Annotated in this window: 13 protein-coding genes; 9 read left to right on the forward strand and 4 right to left on the reverse strand. The window is 72.7% G+C overall.

The genetic code is table 11. From position 1 onward, the window contains the following. The first annotated feature begins 154 nt into the window (after positions 1–154). The 7 genes from CP968_RS14300 (at position 155) to CP968_RS14330 (ending at position 9,439) form a co-directional block, all read left to right on the forward strand. Entirely contained in the window at positions 155–1,510 is a 1,356-nt protein-coding gene (locus CP968_RS14300) for a sensor histidine kinase (protein WP_150518371.1), read from the forward strand. A gap of 409 nt (positions 1,511–1,919) precedes the next feature. After that, entirely contained in the window at positions 1,920–2,579 is a 660-nt protein-coding gene (locus CP968_RS14305; RefSeq protein WP_150521917.1) for a response regulator transcription factor, read from the forward strand. 151 nt (positions 2,580–2,730) lie between these two features. Further along, positions 2,731–4,674 (forward strand): 2-oxoacid:acceptor oxidoreductase subunit alpha, encoded by a 1,944-nt coding sequence (locus CP968_RS14310; RefSeq protein ID WP_150518372.1) that lies wholly within the window; start codon positions 2,731–2,733, stop codon positions 4,672–4,674. Continuing rightward, entirely contained in the window at positions 4,667–5,752 is a 1,086-nt protein-coding gene (locus tag CP968_RS14315) for a 2-oxoacid:ferredoxin oxidoreductase subunit beta (protein ID WP_150518373.1), read from the forward strand. The genes CP968_RS14310 and CP968_RS14315 overlap by 8 nt, the downstream gene beginning before the upstream one ends. A gap of 169 nt (positions 5,753–5,921) precedes the next feature. Continuing rightward, positions 5,922–6,776, forward strand: coding sequence for an SDR family oxidoreductase (locus CP968_RS14320; RefSeq protein ID WP_150518374.1), 855 nt, complete (start codon positions 5,922–5,924; stop codon positions 6,774–6,776). Between the two features lie 157 nt (positions 6,777–6,933). Further along, positions 6,934–7,890: an EamA family transporter RarD gene (gene rarD / locus CP968_RS14325; protein WP_150518375.1), complete on the forward strand. Its 957-nt coding sequence runs from the start codon at positions 6,934–6,936 to the stop codon at positions 7,888–7,890. Positions 7,891–8,122: 232 nt separating this feature from the next. Further along, positions 8,123–9,439: a M28 family metallopeptidase gene (locus tag CP968_RS14330; RefSeq protein ID WP_150518376.1), complete on the forward strand. Its 1,317-nt coding sequence runs from the start codon at positions 8,123–8,125 to the stop codon at positions 9,437–9,439. Between the two features lie 2 nt (positions 9,440–9,441). On the opposite strand, the gene CP968_RS14335 is transcribed toward CP968_RS14330, so the two are convergent. The 4 genes from CP968_RS14335 to CP968_RS14350 form a co-directional block, all read right to left on the reverse strand. After that, on the reverse strand, positions 9,442–9,858 hold the full coding sequence (locus CP968_RS14335; protein WP_229886013.1) for a hypothetical protein: 417 nt from the start codon (positions 9,856–9,858) through the stop codon (positions 9,442–9,444). Next, complete coding sequence (locus CP968_RS14340; protein WP_229886015.1) at positions 9,855–10,058, reverse strand: hypothetical protein; 204 nt, start codon at positions 10,056–10,058, stop codon at positions 9,855–9,857. The genes CP968_RS14335 and CP968_RS14340 overlap by 4 nt, the downstream gene beginning before the upstream one ends. 109 nt (positions 10,059–10,167) lie before the next feature. Then, the gene (locus CP968_RS14345) at positions 10,168–11,355 is read right to left on the reverse strand and encodes a LolA family protein (RefSeq protein ID WP_150518378.1); all 1,188 of its coding nucleotides are present in this window, start codon (positions 11,353–11,355) and stop codon (positions 10,168–10,170) included. Positions 11,356–11,582: 227 nt separating this feature from the next. Then, the gene (locus CP968_RS14350) at positions 11,583–12,593 is read right to left on the reverse strand and encodes a polyprenyl synthetase family protein (RefSeq protein WP_150518379.1); all 1,011 of its coding nucleotides are present in this window, start codon (positions 12,591–12,593) and stop codon (positions 11,583–11,585) included. Between the two features lie 202 nt (positions 12,594–12,795). On the opposite strand from CP968_RS14350, the gene CP968_RS14355 reads away from it, so the two are divergent. Both CP968_RS14355 and CP968_RS14360 read left to right on the forward strand, forming a co-directional pair. Next, a complete protein-coding gene (locus CP968_RS14355) occupies positions 12,796–14,301 on the forward strand; it encodes a peptide MFS transporter (RefSeq protein WP_150518380.1) in 1,506 nt (501 codons plus the stop codon). A gap of 36 nt (positions 14,302–14,337) precedes the next feature. Continuing rightward, positions 14,338–16,341: a CocE/NonD family hydrolase gene (locus CP968_RS14360; protein WP_150518381.1), complete on the forward strand. Its 2,004-nt coding sequence runs from the start codon at positions 14,338–14,340 to the stop codon at positions 16,339–16,341. Positions 16,342–16,382 lie beyond the last annotated feature (41 nt).

Consider the following 16,382-nt stretch of genomic DNA (forward strand, 5'->3'; position numbering starts at 1 on the left):
GCCCACGCGTGTCGGGGGCCGGGCCGGGACCTCGGCCCGGCCCGGGGTGGGGTTATCCCCCGGGCGCAGAGGCCCACTCGCCGCATGGCCGGGGGGTGGGGGCGGGCGGCAGGGTGGGGGTATCGAGGGACGACGGGAAGGACGGGCCGGGAGCATGGGCAACGGCAAGGGCGGGGACGGCGCGGTCGGTGCGGGCGGCGGGATCGGCGCGGGCGTCACGGGCGACGCGGGCGGCGGGATCGGTGCGGTGTTGCGGGCTCCGTTCGCGGCGCGGACCTGGGGGGCGCTGGGGTACCTGCTGAGCGGGCTGCCGCTGAGCACGCTGTACTTCTCGCTGGCCGTCGCCGGGGTGAGCGTCGGCGCGGGTCTGCTCGTCACCTTCCTCGGCGTTCCGGTGCTGGCCGGCGTGCTGGCCATGTGCCGCGGGTTCGGGCGCGTGGAGCGGGGCCGGGCGCGCGTCCTGCTGGGGGCACGGGTGGGCGAGCCCGCGCCGGTGCGGGCGAAGAAGGCCGGGGCGCTGGCCGCGCTGGGGGCGGTGCTGAAGAGCGGCAGCGCCTGGCGGCACGTGCTGTACAGCGTGGTCCACTTCCCGTGGGCCGTGTTCGGTTTCGTCGTGGCACTGGTGTTCTGGGTGTGCGGCTGGGCGTACTTCCTGTACCCGCTGTGGTTCTGGGTGTTCCCGGCCTTCACCGACCAGCCCGGTCTGCAGCTCTTCCAGAACGGCGGCCACAGCGTCTACCTGGACTCGCCGGCCCGGATCGCCGTCACCTCGCTGGCCGGGCTGGTGCTCACGCTCGCCACCCCGTGGGTGCTGCGCGCCCTGACCACCGTGGACCGGGTCCTGGTCGGCGCGCTGCTCGGGCCGTCCCGGCTGGACAGCCGGGTCACCGAGCTGGAGTCGGACCGGACGGTGGTGGTGGACACTTCGGCGGCGGACCTGCGGCGCATCGAACGGGACCTGCACGACGGGGCGCAGGCCCGGCTGGCCGCGCTCGCGATGGACCTCGGGCTGGCGAAGGAGCGGCTCGCGCAGGACCCGCGGGCGGCGGCGCGGATGGTGGACGAGGCGCACGGCGAGGTGAAGGTCGCCCTGCAGGAGCTGCGGGACCTGGCGCGGGGCATCCACCCGGCGGTGCTGACGGACCGGGGGCTGGACGCGGCGCTCTCGTCGGTGGCCGCGCGGTGCGCGGTTCCGGTGCGGGTGGCGGTGGACCTGCCGGCGCGGCCGGCGCAGGCGATCGAGGGCATCGCGTACTTCACGGTGTCGGAGCTGCTGCAGAACGTGAGCAGGCACGCGGCGGCCCGGTCCGCCTCGGTGGACGTCTGGAAGTCCGGGGAGCGGCTGCTGATCCAGGTCGCCGACGACGGCCGGGGCGGGGCGGGCCCGGGGGCCGGGTCGGGCCTGACGGGGCTGACGGAGCGGCTGGACGCGGTGGACGGCGTCCTGGTCGTCGACTCCCCCGCGGGCGGCGGGACCACGGTCACGGCCGAGCTGCCCTGGCGCTCGTAGGCCGGGCGCGGGGGCCTCGCGCGCGGTCGCCAGCCGAGCGGGCGCGGGCCCGGCCGGCCGGGCCGCCCCGCGCGAAGTCGGTACGCCGTGCGCGCACCCGTACCCGCTCGCCCTCGCCCTGGCCCTCGCCCTCCGCCTCCCCCGCCCCGGCGGGGTTTTCGGGTGTCCGGGAGAAGTCGGGTCGAACGGCCCGGCCGATGGGCCCGGGCCCGGGCAGCTCCCCTCCCGGACGGCGGCCGTGGCACGGCCCGGCGGCCCGCGGGGAACTGCCGTCGCACGAAAACTCCCCGCGTACGCACCCCTGTTGTGCCGGCTCTGCCGTGATCCGAGCCAGGGACTGGGATGCTTGGGGCAGTCAGGAAGTGCGGGAACGAGTGGACGCGGGAGCTGCTGAATCGTGGAAGACAGGGTGCGGGTGGTCATCGCCGAGGATTCGGTGCTGCTGCGGGAGGGCCTGACCCGGCTGCTGACCGACCTGGGGCACGACGTGGTCGCCGGTGTCGGGGACGCGGAGGCCCTGGTCAAGACGGTGGCGGAGCTCGCGGCCGAGGATGCGCTGCCGGACGTGGTGGTGGCGGACGTACGGATGCCGCCGACCCACACCGACGAGGGGGTGCGGGCCGCGGTGCAGCTGCGGCGCGCGTACCCGGGCATCGGGGTGCTCGTGCTGTCCCAGTACGTGGAGGAGCAGTACGCCACCGAACTGCTGGCCGGTTCGACCACCGGGGTGGGCTACCTGCTCAAGGACCGCGTGGCCGAGGTCCGCGAGTTCGTGGACGCGGTCGTCCGGGTGGCGCGGGGCGGTACGGCCCTGGACCCGGAGGTCGTGGCCCAGCTGCTCGGCCGCAGCCGCAAGCAGGACGTGCTGGCGGGGCTGACCCCGCGGGAGCGCGAGGTGCTCGGGCTGATGGCCGAGGGCCGCACGAATTCCGCCGTGGCGAAGCAGTTGGTGGTGAGCGACGGCGCGGTGGAGAAGCACGTCAGCAACATCTTCATGAAACTGGGGCTGTCGCCGAGTGATGGGGATCACCGGCGTGTTCTCGCCGTTCTCACCTACCTGAAATCTTGATCGACTGACAGTCTGTCAGATATGGCAAGCCGGCCGGACCGTCTCACAGGGCGGTCCGTCGGTCCGGAATGTGACCGCTCCCGGGGACTGGAACCCTACGGACGTAGGGTGGGAACCGGGGGAGCTCACGCCTCGAAGGAGGTCCAGTTCAGTGACCAGCCAGGTCAGTAGCCCAGCCGAGCAGGCCGACGGGGCCGGGGGTGCGGTTGTCGGCGGACAGCGCACCCCGGCGGGCCCGGACGGCAAGGAAGTCCGCCGCCTCGATCGTGTGATCATCCGATTCGCGGGTGACTCGGGTGACGGCATGCAGCTCACCGGTGACCGGTTCACCTCGGAGACGGCGTCGTTCGGCAACGACCTGTCGACCCTCCCGAACTTCCCCGCCGAGATCCGCGCCCCCGCCGGGACCCTGCCGGGCGTGTCCTCCTTCCAGCTCCACTTCGCCGACCACGACATCCTCACGCCGGGCGACGCCCCGAACGTGCTGGTCGCGATGAACCCGGCCGCCCTGAAGGCGAACATCGGGGACGTGCCGCGCGGCGCGGAGATCATCGTCAACACCGACGAGTTCACCAAGCGCCCCATGGCCAAGGTCGGCTACGAGACCTCCCCGCTGGAGGACGGCTCGCTCGACGCCTACAACCTCCACCCGGTGCCGCTCACCACCCTCACCATCGAGGCGCTGAAGGACTTCGGCCTGCCCCGCAAGGAGGCCGAGCGCAGCAAGAACATGTTCGCGCTGGGCCTGCTGTCGTGGATGTACCACCGGCCCACCGAGGGGACCGAGAGCTTCCTGCGGCAGAAGTTCGCGAAGAAGCCGCAGATCGCGGAGGCGAACGTGGCCGCCTTCCGCGCGGGCTGGAACTTCGGCGAGACCACCGAGGACTTCGCCGTCTCCTACGAGGTGGCGCCCGCGACCAAGGCGTTCCCGACGGGCACCTACCGCAACATCTCGGGGAACCTGGCCCTGTCGTACGGGCTGATCGCGGCGAGCAGGCAGGCCGATCTGCCGCTCTACCTGGGTTCCTACCCCATCACCCCGGCCTCGGACATCCTGCACGAGCTGAGCCGGCACAAGAACTTCGGCGTGCGGACCTTCCAGGCCGAGGACGAGATCGCCGGCATCGGCGCGGCCCTGGGGGCGGCCTTCGGCGGCTCGCTGGCCGTGACCACCACCTCCGGGCCGGGCGTGGCACTGAAGTCGGAGACGATCGGGCTCGCGGTCTCCCTGGAGCTGCCGCTGCTGATCGTGGACATCCAGCGCGGCGGACCCTCGACCGGCCTGCCGACCAAGACGGAGCAGGCCGACCTGCTGCAGGCGATGTACGGGCGCAACGGCGAGGCCCCGGTCCCGATCGTGGCCCCGCGCACCCCGGCTGACTGCTTCGACGCGGCGCTCGACGCGGCCCGGATCGCGCTGACCTACCGGACGCCGGTGTTCCTGCTCTCCGACGGCTACCTGGCCAACGGCTCCGAGCCCTGGAGGATCCCCGAGGTCGAGGACCTGCCGGACCTGAAGGTCCGGTTCGCCGCGGGGCCCAACCACGAGCTGGCCGACGGCACCGAGGTGTTCTGGCCGTACAAGCGCGACCCGCGGACGCTGGCGCGCCCGTGGGCCGTCCCGGGCACGCCCGGGCTGGAGCACCGCATCGGCGGCATCGAGAAGCAGGACGGCACGGGCAACATCTCGTACGACCCGGCCAACCACGAGCTGATGGTCCGCACCCGCCAGGCGAAGGTCGACGGCATCGTCGTCCCCGACCTGGAGGTCGACGACCCGGACGGCGCCCGCACGCTCGTCCTGGGCTGGGGCTCCACCTACGGCCCGATCACCGCGGCCGTACGCCGTCTGCGGGTGGCCGGCGAGGCCATCGCCCAGGCCCACCTGCGCCACCTCAACCCGTTCCCGGGGAATCTCGGCGAGGTGCTGGGACGCTACGGGAGGGTGGTGGTGCCGGAGATGAACCTCGGGCAGCTCGCCACCCTGATCCGGGCGAAATACCTGGTCGACGCCCAGTCGTACAACCAGGTCAACGGCATGCCGTTCAAGGCGGAGCAGCTCGCGACGGCTCTCAAGGAGGCCATCCATGACTGAGGTGACGGACTCTCCGGCCCACTCGTCCCACCCGACCCTGCTGTCCCTGGTGCCCAAGGCCGAGGCCAAGCAGTCGATGAAGGACTTCAAGTCGGACCAGGAGGTCCGCTGGTGCCCCGGCTGCGGCGACTACGCGGTCCTCGCCGCCGTGCAGGGCTTCATGCCCGAACTGGGGCTGGCGAAGGAGAACATCGTCTTCGTCTCGGGCATCGGCTGCTCCTCCCGCTTCCCGTACTACATGAACACCTACGGGATGCACTCGATCCACGGCCGCGCCCCCGCCATCGCGACGGGCCTCGCCACCTCGCGCCGCGACCTGTCGGTCTGGGTGGTCACGGGTGACGGCGACGCCCTGTCCATCGGCGGCAACCACCTGATCCACGCGCTGCGCCGCAACGTCAACCTCAAGATCCTGCTGTTCAACAACCGGATCTACGGCCTGACCAAGGGCCAGTACTCCCCCACCTCCGAGGTCGGCAAGATCACGAAGTCGACGCCGATGGGCTCGCTGGACGCGCCCTTCAACCCGGTGTCCCTGGCGCTGGGCGCGGAGGCCTCCTTCGTCGCCCGGACGGTCGACTCCGACCGCAAGCACCTCACCGAGGTGCTGCGGCAGGCCGCCGACCACCAGGGCACGGCGCTGGTGGAGATCTACCAGAACTGCAACATCTTCAACGACGGCGCCTTCGAGGTGCTGAAGGACCGGGACCTGGCCGAGGAGGCCGTGATCCGGCTGGAGCACGGGCAGCCGATCCGGTTCGGCGCGGGCGGTGCCAAGGGCGTGGTGCGCGACCCGGCCACCGGCGACCTGGGGGTCGTCGAGGTCACGCCGGAGAACGAGGCGCGGATCGTGGTGCACGACGTGAACGCCGCGAGCCCCACCACGGCCTTCGCACTGTCCCGGCTGGCCGACCCGGACACCCTGCACCACACCCCGATCGGGGTCTTCCGCAGCGCCGTGCGGCCGGTCTACGACACGCTCATGGCCGAGCAGCTCGACACGGCCGTCGAGCGCAGCGGCAAGGGCGACCTCGGGTCGCTGCTGAGCGGCACCGACACCTGGACCGTCGTCGGCTGAGCCGCGGCGGGCCGGCGGGGCCCGGACCTCCCCGGACGGGGGTCCGGGCCCCGCCGCGTTCCGGGGGACGGGGCCCGGCGGGCCGGCGACACGCCCCCGCAACGCGCTTTCAAAAAGTTAGCGCTTACCGTAGGGTGGTCTTAGTGACCGTCCAGCGAGGAGAGCAACCATGAGCATCGTCGTCACCGGAGCCACCGGAGCCCTCGGCCGTCTGGTCGTCGGGGAGCTGCTGGAGCGGGTCCCCGCCGACCGGGTCGCCGTCGTCGTCCGCGACGCGGCGAAGGCCGCCGACCTGGCCGCGCGCGGCGTGGAGGTCCGCGTCGCCGACTACGACGACCCCGCGGCGCTGGCCGGCGCCTTCCGGGCCGGCGACCGGGTGCTGCTGATCTCCGGCAGCGAGGTCGGGCGGCGCGTCGCCCAGCACACCGCCGTCCTGGAGGCCGCCCGGGCCGCCGGCGTGGCGCAGTTCGCGTACACCGGGATCCTCGGCGGGCCCGAGGCCGACTTCGACCTGGCCGCCGAGCACACCGTCACCGAGCGGGCCGTCCTGGACTCCGGGCTGCCGTACACCTTCCTGCGCAACGGCTGGTACCACGAGAACTACACGGGGCAGCTGGCGGGCGTGCTGGAGCACGGCGCGGTCCTGGCCAGTGCGGGCGAGGGCCGGGTCGCCTCGGCGGCGCGCGCGGACTACGCGGCCGCGGCGGCCGAGGTGCTCACCGGCGAGGGCCACCTGAACCGGGCCTACGAGCTCTCCGGGGACACGGCCTGGAGCTTCGCGGAGTACGCGGCCGAGCTGTCGGCGCGCACGGGCCGGGAGATCCGCTACGCATCGGTGGGCCCCGACGAGCACCTGGCAGTCCTGACCGGCGCCGGCGTGCCCGAGGGCTTCGCGGCGGTGCTCGTCGACGTGGACCGGGCCATCGCCCGCGGCGCCCTGGCGGGCACCGGCGGGGACCTGGCGCGGCTGATCGGGCGCCCGACGACCCCGCTCGGCGACGCGATCGAGGCCGCCCTCGCCTGATCCGGTCGCGGCCGCCGGCCCGCACCGGCCGCGGGCCGGCGGCCGGTCCCCGGGAGCCGACCGCGATGTCATGAGTCTCTCCCGGTAACGGGCATGACATCCGGTCTGCGCGGCGCTACCGTCGTGAGGTTGGCTGGAAGTCGTACAGGAGGCCCCCGTGAAGGCACGGACCGAGCAGCGCACGGGTTTGCTCAGCGGATTCACCGCGTACGGACTGTGGGGGCTGGTCCCGCTCTTCTGGCCGCTGCTCCAGCCCGCCGGCGCCGTCGAGATCCTCGCCCACCGGATGGTGTGGTCCCTGGCCGTGGTCGGCGTGGCCCTGCTCGCGCTCCGCCGCTGGGCCTGGATACGCGAACTGCTGCGCCAGCCCCGCAAACTCGCCCTGACCACCGTGGCCGCCTCGGTGATCACCGTCAACTGGGGCCTGTACATCTGGTCCGTGAACAACGGCCACGTCGTCGAGGCCAGCCTCGGCTACTTCATCAACCCGCTGGTCAGCATCGCGTTCGGCGTGCTCGTGCTGGGCGAGCGGCTGCGCCGCGCCCAGTGGGCGGCCGTCGGCATCAGCGCGCTGGCCGTGCTCGTGCTCGCGGTCGGCTACGGGCGGCCGCCGTGGATCTCCCTCACCCTGGCCTTCTCCTTCGCGACCTACGGGCTGATCAAGAAGAAGCTCGACATGGGCGGCCTGGAGTCGCTGACCGCCGAGACGGCCGTGCTGTTCCTGCCCGCCCTCGGCTACCTGCTGTGGCTCGCCGCCCAGGGCCGGTCCACCTTCGCCGCCGACGGCATCGGGCACGCTGTCCTGCTCGCCGCGACCGGCCTGGTCACCGCGGTCCCGCTGGTGCTCTTCGGGGCCGCCGCGATCCGGGTCCCGCTGTCGACGCTCGGCCTGCTCCAGTACATGGCCCCGGTGTTCCAGTTCGGGCTCGGCGTCCTCTACTTCCACGAGGCCATGCCGCCGGAGCGCTGGGCCGGCTTCTCCCTGGTGTGGGCCGCGCTCGCGCTGCTCACCTGGGACGCCCTGCGCACGGCGCGGCGCTCGCGGGTCCGGCTGGAAACCGCCCCCGTCGCGGCCCCGGAGGCGACCCCCGCGGTGACGCGCGAACCGGCGTAACCCCGCACACACCGACCCCACGGTCCCCGGTACGCATCACGCGTACCGGGGACCGTCCGCTTTCCGAACCACCCTGACCGGATTGTGGTCTTGACGGATTGTCATGCTCTCGCTGAACATCAGCTCGCACTGACGCATGACGCACCGACGCACGACGCACTGACGCACGAATGCTCACCCGCTCTCTCCCCACCCGTTCCGTCACATCCCCGCGGAATCCCGGAGCCCCCACATGAGCCTGTCCGTCTCCCGGCGCCTCGCCGCCGTGACCGCGTTCGCGGTCGCCGGCCTGTTCGCCGCCACCGCCCCCGCCGCACTGGCCGCACCCACGGCGGTCACCGCGGCGCCGACGCCCCCCGACATCCCGCTGGCCAACGTCAAGGCCCACCTGACGCAGCTGTCCACGATCGCCGCGAACAACGGCGGCAACCGCGCCCACGGCCGGACCGGCTACAAGGCCTCGATCGACTACGTGAAGGCCAAGCTGGACGCGGCCGGCTACACGACCACCCTGCAGACCTTCACCTCCAGCGGCGCCACCGGCTACAACCTGATCGCCGACTGGCCGGGCGGCGACCCCAACTCTGTCCTGATGTCCGGCTCCCACCTGGACTCGGTGACCGCGGGCGCCGGCATCAACGACAACGGCTCCGGCTCGGCCGCCGTCCTGGAGGCCGCGCTCGCCGTCTCCCGCGCCGGCCTCCAGCCCACGAAGCACCTGCGCTTCGGCTGGTGGGGTGCGGAGGAGCTGGGCCTGGTCGGCTCGAAGTACTACGTGAACAACCTGCCGGCCGCCGAGAAGGCGAAGATCTCCGGATACCTGAACTTCGACATGATCGGCTCGCCGAACCCCGGCTACTTCGTCTACGACGACGACCCGACCATCGAGCAGACCTTCAAGAACTACTACGCGGGCCTCGGCATAGCGACCGAGATCGAGACCGAGGGCGACGGCCGCTCCGACCACGCGCCCTTCAAGAGCGCCGGGATCGCGGTCGGCGGCCTCTTCTCCGGCGCCGACTACACCAAGACGGCGGCCCAGGCGCAGAAGTGGGGCGGCACCTCCGGCCAGGCCTTCGACCGCTGCTACCACTCCTCGTGCGACTCGCTGACGAACATCAACGACACCGCCCTGGACCGCAACGCCGACGCCATCGCCTACGCGATCTGGAACCTCGGCGCGTCCACTCCGGTGCCCCCCGGCAAGTCCTTCGAGAACACCGCGGACGTCGCCATCCCGGACTCCCCCGCCGCCGCGGTGACCTCGCCGATCACGGTCTCCGGCGTCACGGGCAACGCCCCCGCCACCACCAAGGTCGACGTGAACATCGTCCACACCTACCGCGGTGACCTGGTGATCGACCTGATCGCCCCGGACGGGACGGCCTACCGGCTGAAGAACTCCAGCTCCGACTCGGCCGACAACGTCGTGGCCAGCTACACGGTGAACGCGTCGAGCGAGGTCGCCAACGGCCTCTGGAAGCTCCAGGTCAAGGACGTGGGCGCGCAGGACGTCGGCTACATCAACAGCTGGAAGATCACCTTCTAGCCCTACGCGTCCTCCGCGCGCCCCCGCAGCGACGCGGGCAGCGGCTCCTGTATCCGGGCGCGCAGTTCGTCGGCGACCGCGCCGATGTCCACCCGGCCCAGTTTGGCCGCTTCGACCAGGTCGCCGAGCACCTCCGGCGACGGCAGTTGTCTGGCCCCGGCCACCCGCAGGTACGAGCGGGTGGCCGCGGCCGCGTAGAACTCGTTCATCGGGGACTCCAGCGCCGGGCACACCGCGAGGGTGTGCAGAAACGCGGCGGCCCGCCACGCGGTGTCCGGGGCGGGCTGTTCGGGCACCAGGACGAGGTCGTTCTGGTGCCGGGCGACCGCGGCGGCCACCCCGGAGGGGTCCCACACGGCGGGGTCCGAGGGCAGGTGGTGGGCCAGAGCGGTCCAGGCCCACTCCATGGTGATCTTCAATTCCCGAACCGCTCCTGGAAGTAGCTCCAGTGGTCGGCGAACTCCTCTATGCCGGACAGGAAGCTCTTCCGGTCCTCGTCGAGTTCGCGTTCCGTGACTTCGGTGATGAGCGCGGTGACCGTCGTCCCCAGCGCCGCCGCGCGCGCCTTGAGGCGTTCGTGGAACTCTTCGTCCAGGCGGATGGTGACGTGTCTCGACATGCGCTCCACCGTACAGCGCCACCGCTGTACGCAGGAGCCGCAGGACGCGAGGGTGGCCCGGACCACACGGTCCGGGCCACCCCCTGCGTGCGCGCACCCGCCGGCGCGACTACTTGTTCGCGTCGGCCGTCCGCACCAGCGCGTCCTTGGTGACGGCGCCCACGTAGACCTTGCCGTCGTCCGTGACCAGGGCGTTGACCAGGCGGGTCGACAGGACGCGGCCCTGGCCGAAGCTCCCGCTGACCTTCTCCCCGAGGGAGCTCAGGAACTGCCGGGCCTCCTTGGGGGTGTTCTGGTCCTTCTCCAGCTCGTTCAGGCCCTTGCCGGCGCCGGTGTCGATGCGCGCGACGGTGGCCCAGCCCTCGCCGAGGACCTTCACGTCGCCCTTGCCGCCGGCCACGTCGCCGAAGCCCGGGAGGGACTCCAGGGCCTTCCACTGGCGGTCCCCGCCGGCCTTGCCGTGGTCGGCGCCCTCCGTGCCCTCGGTGACCTTGGCGCCCTTGGGCGGGGTGAAGGCGAAGGCGCCGGCGGCGGGCTTGGCGAAGTCCACCTGGGTGAAGCCGGCGTCCACGATCGGCTTGCCGCCCTGGGCGGACAGCAGCCGCACGCGCAGCGGCACGCCGTTCTCGGCGTCCACCGCGATCTGCACCGAGCCCACCGTGGAGCCGCTCTGCTTGGGCTTCAGCACGAGCTGGTAGGCGTTGCGGCCGGCCACCTGCGCGGTCTCGCCCACACTGACGTCGGTGGTCGGGCCGGCGGCCTTCAGCGCGTCCTGGGCCAGCTGCTGGGGCGAGCCGGTCAGCCGGTCACCCGGCGCGTGGTCCGCGCCCTTGCCGGCGCCCTTCTCGTGGAAGGCCTCGTTCGACTTGGAGTCGTAGCCCCACACGTCGTCGCCGTTGTGGACGAGGGTGTACTCGTCCTTGCCGTCCAGGAAGGTCAGCTTCTGCCGGTCCGGGCCGTCGGCCGCGACCTTGAAGGTGTGCGTGCCGTTCGCCAGCTGCGCGACCTTGTCCTCGGGGGCGGCGGAGCCGCCCGTGACGCCGCCGCCGCCGAGCAGACCGCTGGCGATCTTCGGCAGGCCCAGGTCGGTGCTGAGCTTGGCGGTGCCGGAGAGCTGCTGTACGTCCGAGGCCGCGATCTTCTCGATCAGCTGCTGCGCCGTCACCCCGGGCAGGTCCGGTCCTCCGGCGTTGGCGAAGGCCGGGACCATCGCGATGGTCGCCGCGGCCACACCCGCCACGGCGACCGGCACGCCGTACCGGGCGACCTTGCGAGAAGTCTTCGTGTTCGCTGCCATGTCAGTGCCCTGCCCTCTGTGTCGACGGCGGCGACCCCGGTGTCGCCGCGCTCACCCGATCTGGTGGGGTTGATGACTCCATCTGACCAAATTGCCGGCCCCGGGGCGTCAGCCCCCGGAAGCAACTGCGCGTACGACCGTGGGATGACACGGGCCGGGCCCCGCCGCCCCGCCCCGTAGGGGTCCCGGGGGCGGAAGGGCCCGTTCCAGCGGCGGCCACCGGGGGCTCAGCCCGCGCGGTGCACGACCGCGTCGCACAGTTCTTCCAGTGCCGCCTTGGCGAAGCACTCCGGCAGTGGGGCGAGCGTGGCCCGCGCGTCCTCCGCGTACCGGATGGTGTCCCGGCGCGCCTGCTCCAGGGCCGGGTGGGCCCGCAGCCGGGTCAGGACCTCGGCGTGGCGGGCGTCGTCCGTCAGGTCGCCGTCCAGGAGCCGTACGAGTTCCAGGTCCTCCTCGCGGCCCTCGCGCGCGGCCGTCTCGCGCAGCAGCAGCACGGGCAGGGTCGGGATGCCCTCGCGCAGGTCGGTGCCCGGGGTCTTGCCGGACTCGTGCGCGTCGGAGGCGATGTCGAGGACGTCGTCGGCGAGCTGGAAGGCGGTGCCGAGCCGCTCGCCGTACTGGGTCAGGATGTCGACGACCGACTCGTCGGCGCCGGACATCAGCGCGCCGAAGCGGCCGGACACGGCGATCAGCGAGCCGGTCTTGCCGGCGATGACGTCGAGGTAGTGGGCGACCGGGTCGCGGCCGTCGCGCGGGCCGGCCGTCTCCAGGATCTGGCCCGTGACCAGCCGCTCGAAGGCCTCGGCCTGGATGCGGACGGCCTCCGGCCCGAGGTCCGCAAGGATGTGCGAGGCGCGGGCGAACAGGAAGTCACCCGTCAGGACGGCCACCGAGTTGCCCCAGCGGGTGTTCGCACTGTCCACCCCGCGGCGCACGTCCGCCTCGTCCATGACGTCGTCGTGGTAGAGCGTCGCCAGGTGGGTGAGCTCCACGACCACGGCGGACGGCACGATGCCGGGCGCGTACGGATCGCCGAAGCGGGACGCGAGCATCACCAGCAGCGGGCGGAACCGCTTGCCTCCGGCCCGCACGAGGTGCTGCGCGGCCTCGGTGATGAAGGGGACTTCGCTCTTGGTGGCCTCCAGCAGACCCGCCTCGACGGCGGCCAGTCCGGCCTGGACATCGGTCTCAAGAGCCTGGTCCCGCACGCTCAGTCCGAACGGCCCGACGACGGTCACGAGGGGTACTCCTGTCTGCTGACGATCACGCTGACGATCACATGGATTGTCGATGTGTCGCTGCCATCACTCAAGCCAGCGTATCCGGTCTGATTTCGATCACCGAGAGCGCCTGTCCGGCGGCCACCCGCGCACCGCCCGAACCGCACCGGTATGTTCGTGAGGAGCCGATACAACCGGAGAATACGTTTTGTCCAGAACCATGACCGACAAGGACGAGCCGACGGACCCGGAGGCGGAGCGGCCGCCGCCCTCCGACGACCACGCCTTCCTCGGCCACCCCCGGGGCCTCGCCACCCTGTCCGGGCTGGAGGTCTGGGAGCGCTTCTCGTTCCTGGGCATGCAGGCCATCCTCGTCCTGTACTTCGCCGACGCGGTGGCCGACGGCGGCCTGGGGATGAACCCGGGCACCGCGGCGTCCGTCGCCGCGGCCTACGGGACCATGGTCTACCTCGTCTCCGTCGCGGGCGGCTGGCTCGCCGACCGCATCCTCGGTTCCTACCGCGCCGTCCTGTGGGGCGGCATCCTGATCGCCTGCGGCCACTACGCCATGGCCGTGCCGACCGCCGCCATGACCTGGACCGGCCTGGGCCTGATCAGCGCGGGCACCGGCCTGCTCAAGCCCAACGTCGCCACCATGGTCGGCAAGCTGTACCGCACCGACGACGACCGGCGCGACGCCGGCTTCGCCCTCTACTACATGGGCATCAACATCGGCGCCTTCGCCGGCCCGCTGATCACCGGCTGGCTCGGCGAGCACCAGGGCTGGCACTGGGGCTTCTCCGCCGCCGCCGTCGGCATGACCGCCGGCCTGGTCCAGTACGTCCTGGGCCGCCGTCACCTGGCCGGGCGCCGGCACTCGGCCGAGTACGCCCTGGCGCCCGCCGCGATGCGCACCGCCGTGTGGCGGATCGTCGGCGGCTGCGTCGCCTTCGCGGTCCTCGCGACCGCCCTGGCCGCGGCCGGCTGGCTGACCATGGGCCGCTTCGTCGACCTGCTCACCCTCGTCTCGGTGATCGCCCCGGTCGTCTACTTCGCCGTCATGTTCCGCAGCCCCCGGGTGACGGCGGCGGAGCGCGGGCGGCTGCGCCCGTACGTGGTCCTCTTCCTCGCCTCCGTGGCCTTCAACTTCATCCTCTTCCAGGCGTACTCGACGATGATGCTGCTGGCCTCGACCAACGCCCGCACCTCCATCCTCGGCTTCGAGTTCCCCTCCAGCTGGTACGCCTCCGCCCTCGGCGCCTTCGAGGTGGCGCTGGCCCCGGTCGTCGCCGCCCTGTGGGCCCGGATGGGCCACCGCCAGCCGCACTCCTCCAACAAGATCGCCATCGGCGTGGTCCTGGGCGGCCTGTCCTTCCTGCTGATGGTCGTCCCGACCTCGGGGCACAGCGGCGACTCCTACCAGATGGCCGCCTGGTGGATCGTCGGCTCGTACCTGCTGCTCGGCCTCGGCGACGTCCTGCTGGAGACCTCCGGCATGTCGGCCACCAGCAAGCTCGCGCCCAAGGCCTTCGCCAGCCAGACGATGGCCCTGTGGTTCCTCTCCCTCGCGCTGGCCAACGGCATCCAGGCCCAGGTCGTGAAGGTCTACGACCAGGTCTCGCACCCCGTGTACTTCGGGGTCAACGGCGCCATCGCGGTCGCCGCCGGCCTCGTCGTGATGGCCCTCGCGCCCTGGCTGCGGCGCACGATGCACCCCGTCCACTGAGGCGATGTCCCCTCGGCCGATTGGCGACCCCACCCCATGATTATCCGTACCGATTTCCCCTACGCGACCACCCACGAGGACGTCCGCATCCCGCTGCCCGACGGCGTCGAGCTGTACGCCCGCGTCTGGCGCCCGGTGACCGACGAGCCCGTGCCGGCCCTGCTGGAGTACCTCCCGTACCGGCTGACCGACTGGACCGCCCCCCGCGACTGGCAGCGCCACCCCTGGTACGCGGGCCACGGCTACGCCTCCGTCCGCGTGGACGTGCGCGGCCACGGGTGCAGCGGCGGCCTGCCCGGCGACGAGTACGACGCCCGGGAGCTGACGGACGGGGTCGCGGTCGTGGAGTGGCTCGCGGCGCAGCCGTGGTGCACGGGGGCCGTGGGCATGTTCGGCATCTCGTGGGGCGGCTTCAACAGCCTCCAGATCGCCGCGCTCGCGCCCGAGGCCCTCAAGGCGGTCGTCACCGTCTGCTCGACCGACGACCGCTACGACAACGACGTGCACTACATGGGCGGCTCGGTACTGGCCGTGGACATGCACGCGTGGGCGGCCACCATGCTCGCCTTCGCCTCCCGCCCGCCGGACCCCGCGTACGTCGGCGACGGCTGGCGCGCGCAGTGGCTGGAGCGGCTGGAGGCCGTGGAGCCGCTCGTGCACACCTGGCTCTCGCACCAGACCCGCGACGACTACTGGCGCCACGGCAGCGTCTGCGAGGACTACGGGGCGATCCGCGCCGCGGTCCTCGCGGTGGGCGGCTGGCACGACCCGTACCGGGACACCGTGCTGCGGCTGGCCGAGCACCTGCCGCCGGACCGGGTGCGCGGCCTGATCGGGCCCTGGTCGCACCAGTACCCGGACCGCGGGCTGCCGCCCGGGCCGGCGATCGGTTTCCTCCAGGAGACCCTGCGCTGGTGGGACCACTGGCTCAAGGGCGAGGACACCGGGGTGGCGGACGAGCCGCTGCTGCGCGCCTGGATCAGCGACTCGCACCCGCCCGCGACCGTGTACGAGGAGCTGCCGGGCCGCTGGGTCGGCGAGAGGGCCTGGCCCTCGGCGTCGGTGATCCCCGTCCCGTACGGGCTCCGGGGCGCGCCGGTGGCCGTGGCCTCGCCGCAGCACACGGGGCTGGACGCGGGCCGCTTCTTCCCCTTCGGCAACGACGCCGACCTGCCGCCGGACCAGCGCGAGGAGGACGCCAAGTCGGCCTGCTTCGAGTTCCCGGTGGAGGGCGGGGAGCCGGTGGAGATCCTGGGGCGGCCCTCGGTGACGCTGCGGCTGCGGATGGACGTGCCGTACGGGCAGGTCGTGGCCCGGCTGTGCGACGTTGCCCCGGACGGCTCCTCGACCCTGGTCACGCGGGGCGCGCTGAACCTGTCCGCCCGCCACGGCCGGGACCGGGCGGTGCCGTGGCCGGCCGGCGCCACCGAGGACGTCGTCTTCGAGCTGAACGGCATCGGCCACTCCTTCGCACCGGGCCACCGCATCCGGCTGTCGCTGTCCTCCGCGTACTGGCCGTGGATCTGGCCGCGGGCCGGCTCCGAGGCCGGCTGGACCCTGGACCCGGAGGGCAGCGCGGTGACGCTGCCGGTGCGGGCGGGCTCGGCCGCGGACGGCGGGATCGCGTTCGGGCCGCCGGAGCAGTCCGCCCCCCTGGGGGTGGTGTACCCGGACACGCTGGACGAGCCGCGGCCCGAGCGGCTGGTCGTGCGGGACGTGGCGCGCGGCACGTGGCGGCTGGAGGTGGACCCGCGCTACGGGGGCACGCGGGTGTACCCGGACGGGCTGGAGTTCGGCGAGGACGCGGTGGAGGTGTACGAGATCCAGGACGCCGACCCGCTGTCGGCCAGGACCCGCTCGCAGTGGACGGTGCGGCTGCACCGGCCGGAGCTGGGCTGGGACGCGCGGGTGGAGACGCGCTCGGAGATCTCGTGCGACGAGGGCGGGTTCCTGACGCGCGACGAGGTGGTGTGCCGGGAGGGCGAGGAGGTCCTCTTCCACCGCACCTGGGAGCGCCGCCTGCCCCGCACGGCCGGCTAGCCGGGGGTGCCGCGGCCGCGCGGGGCATCCGTGCGGCCGCG

Source organism: Streptomyces subrutilus (genome assembly GCF_008704535.1).
Classification (GTDB): domain Bacteria; phylum Actinomycetota; class Actinomycetes; order Streptomycetales; family Streptomycetaceae; genus Streptomyces; species Streptomyces subrutilus.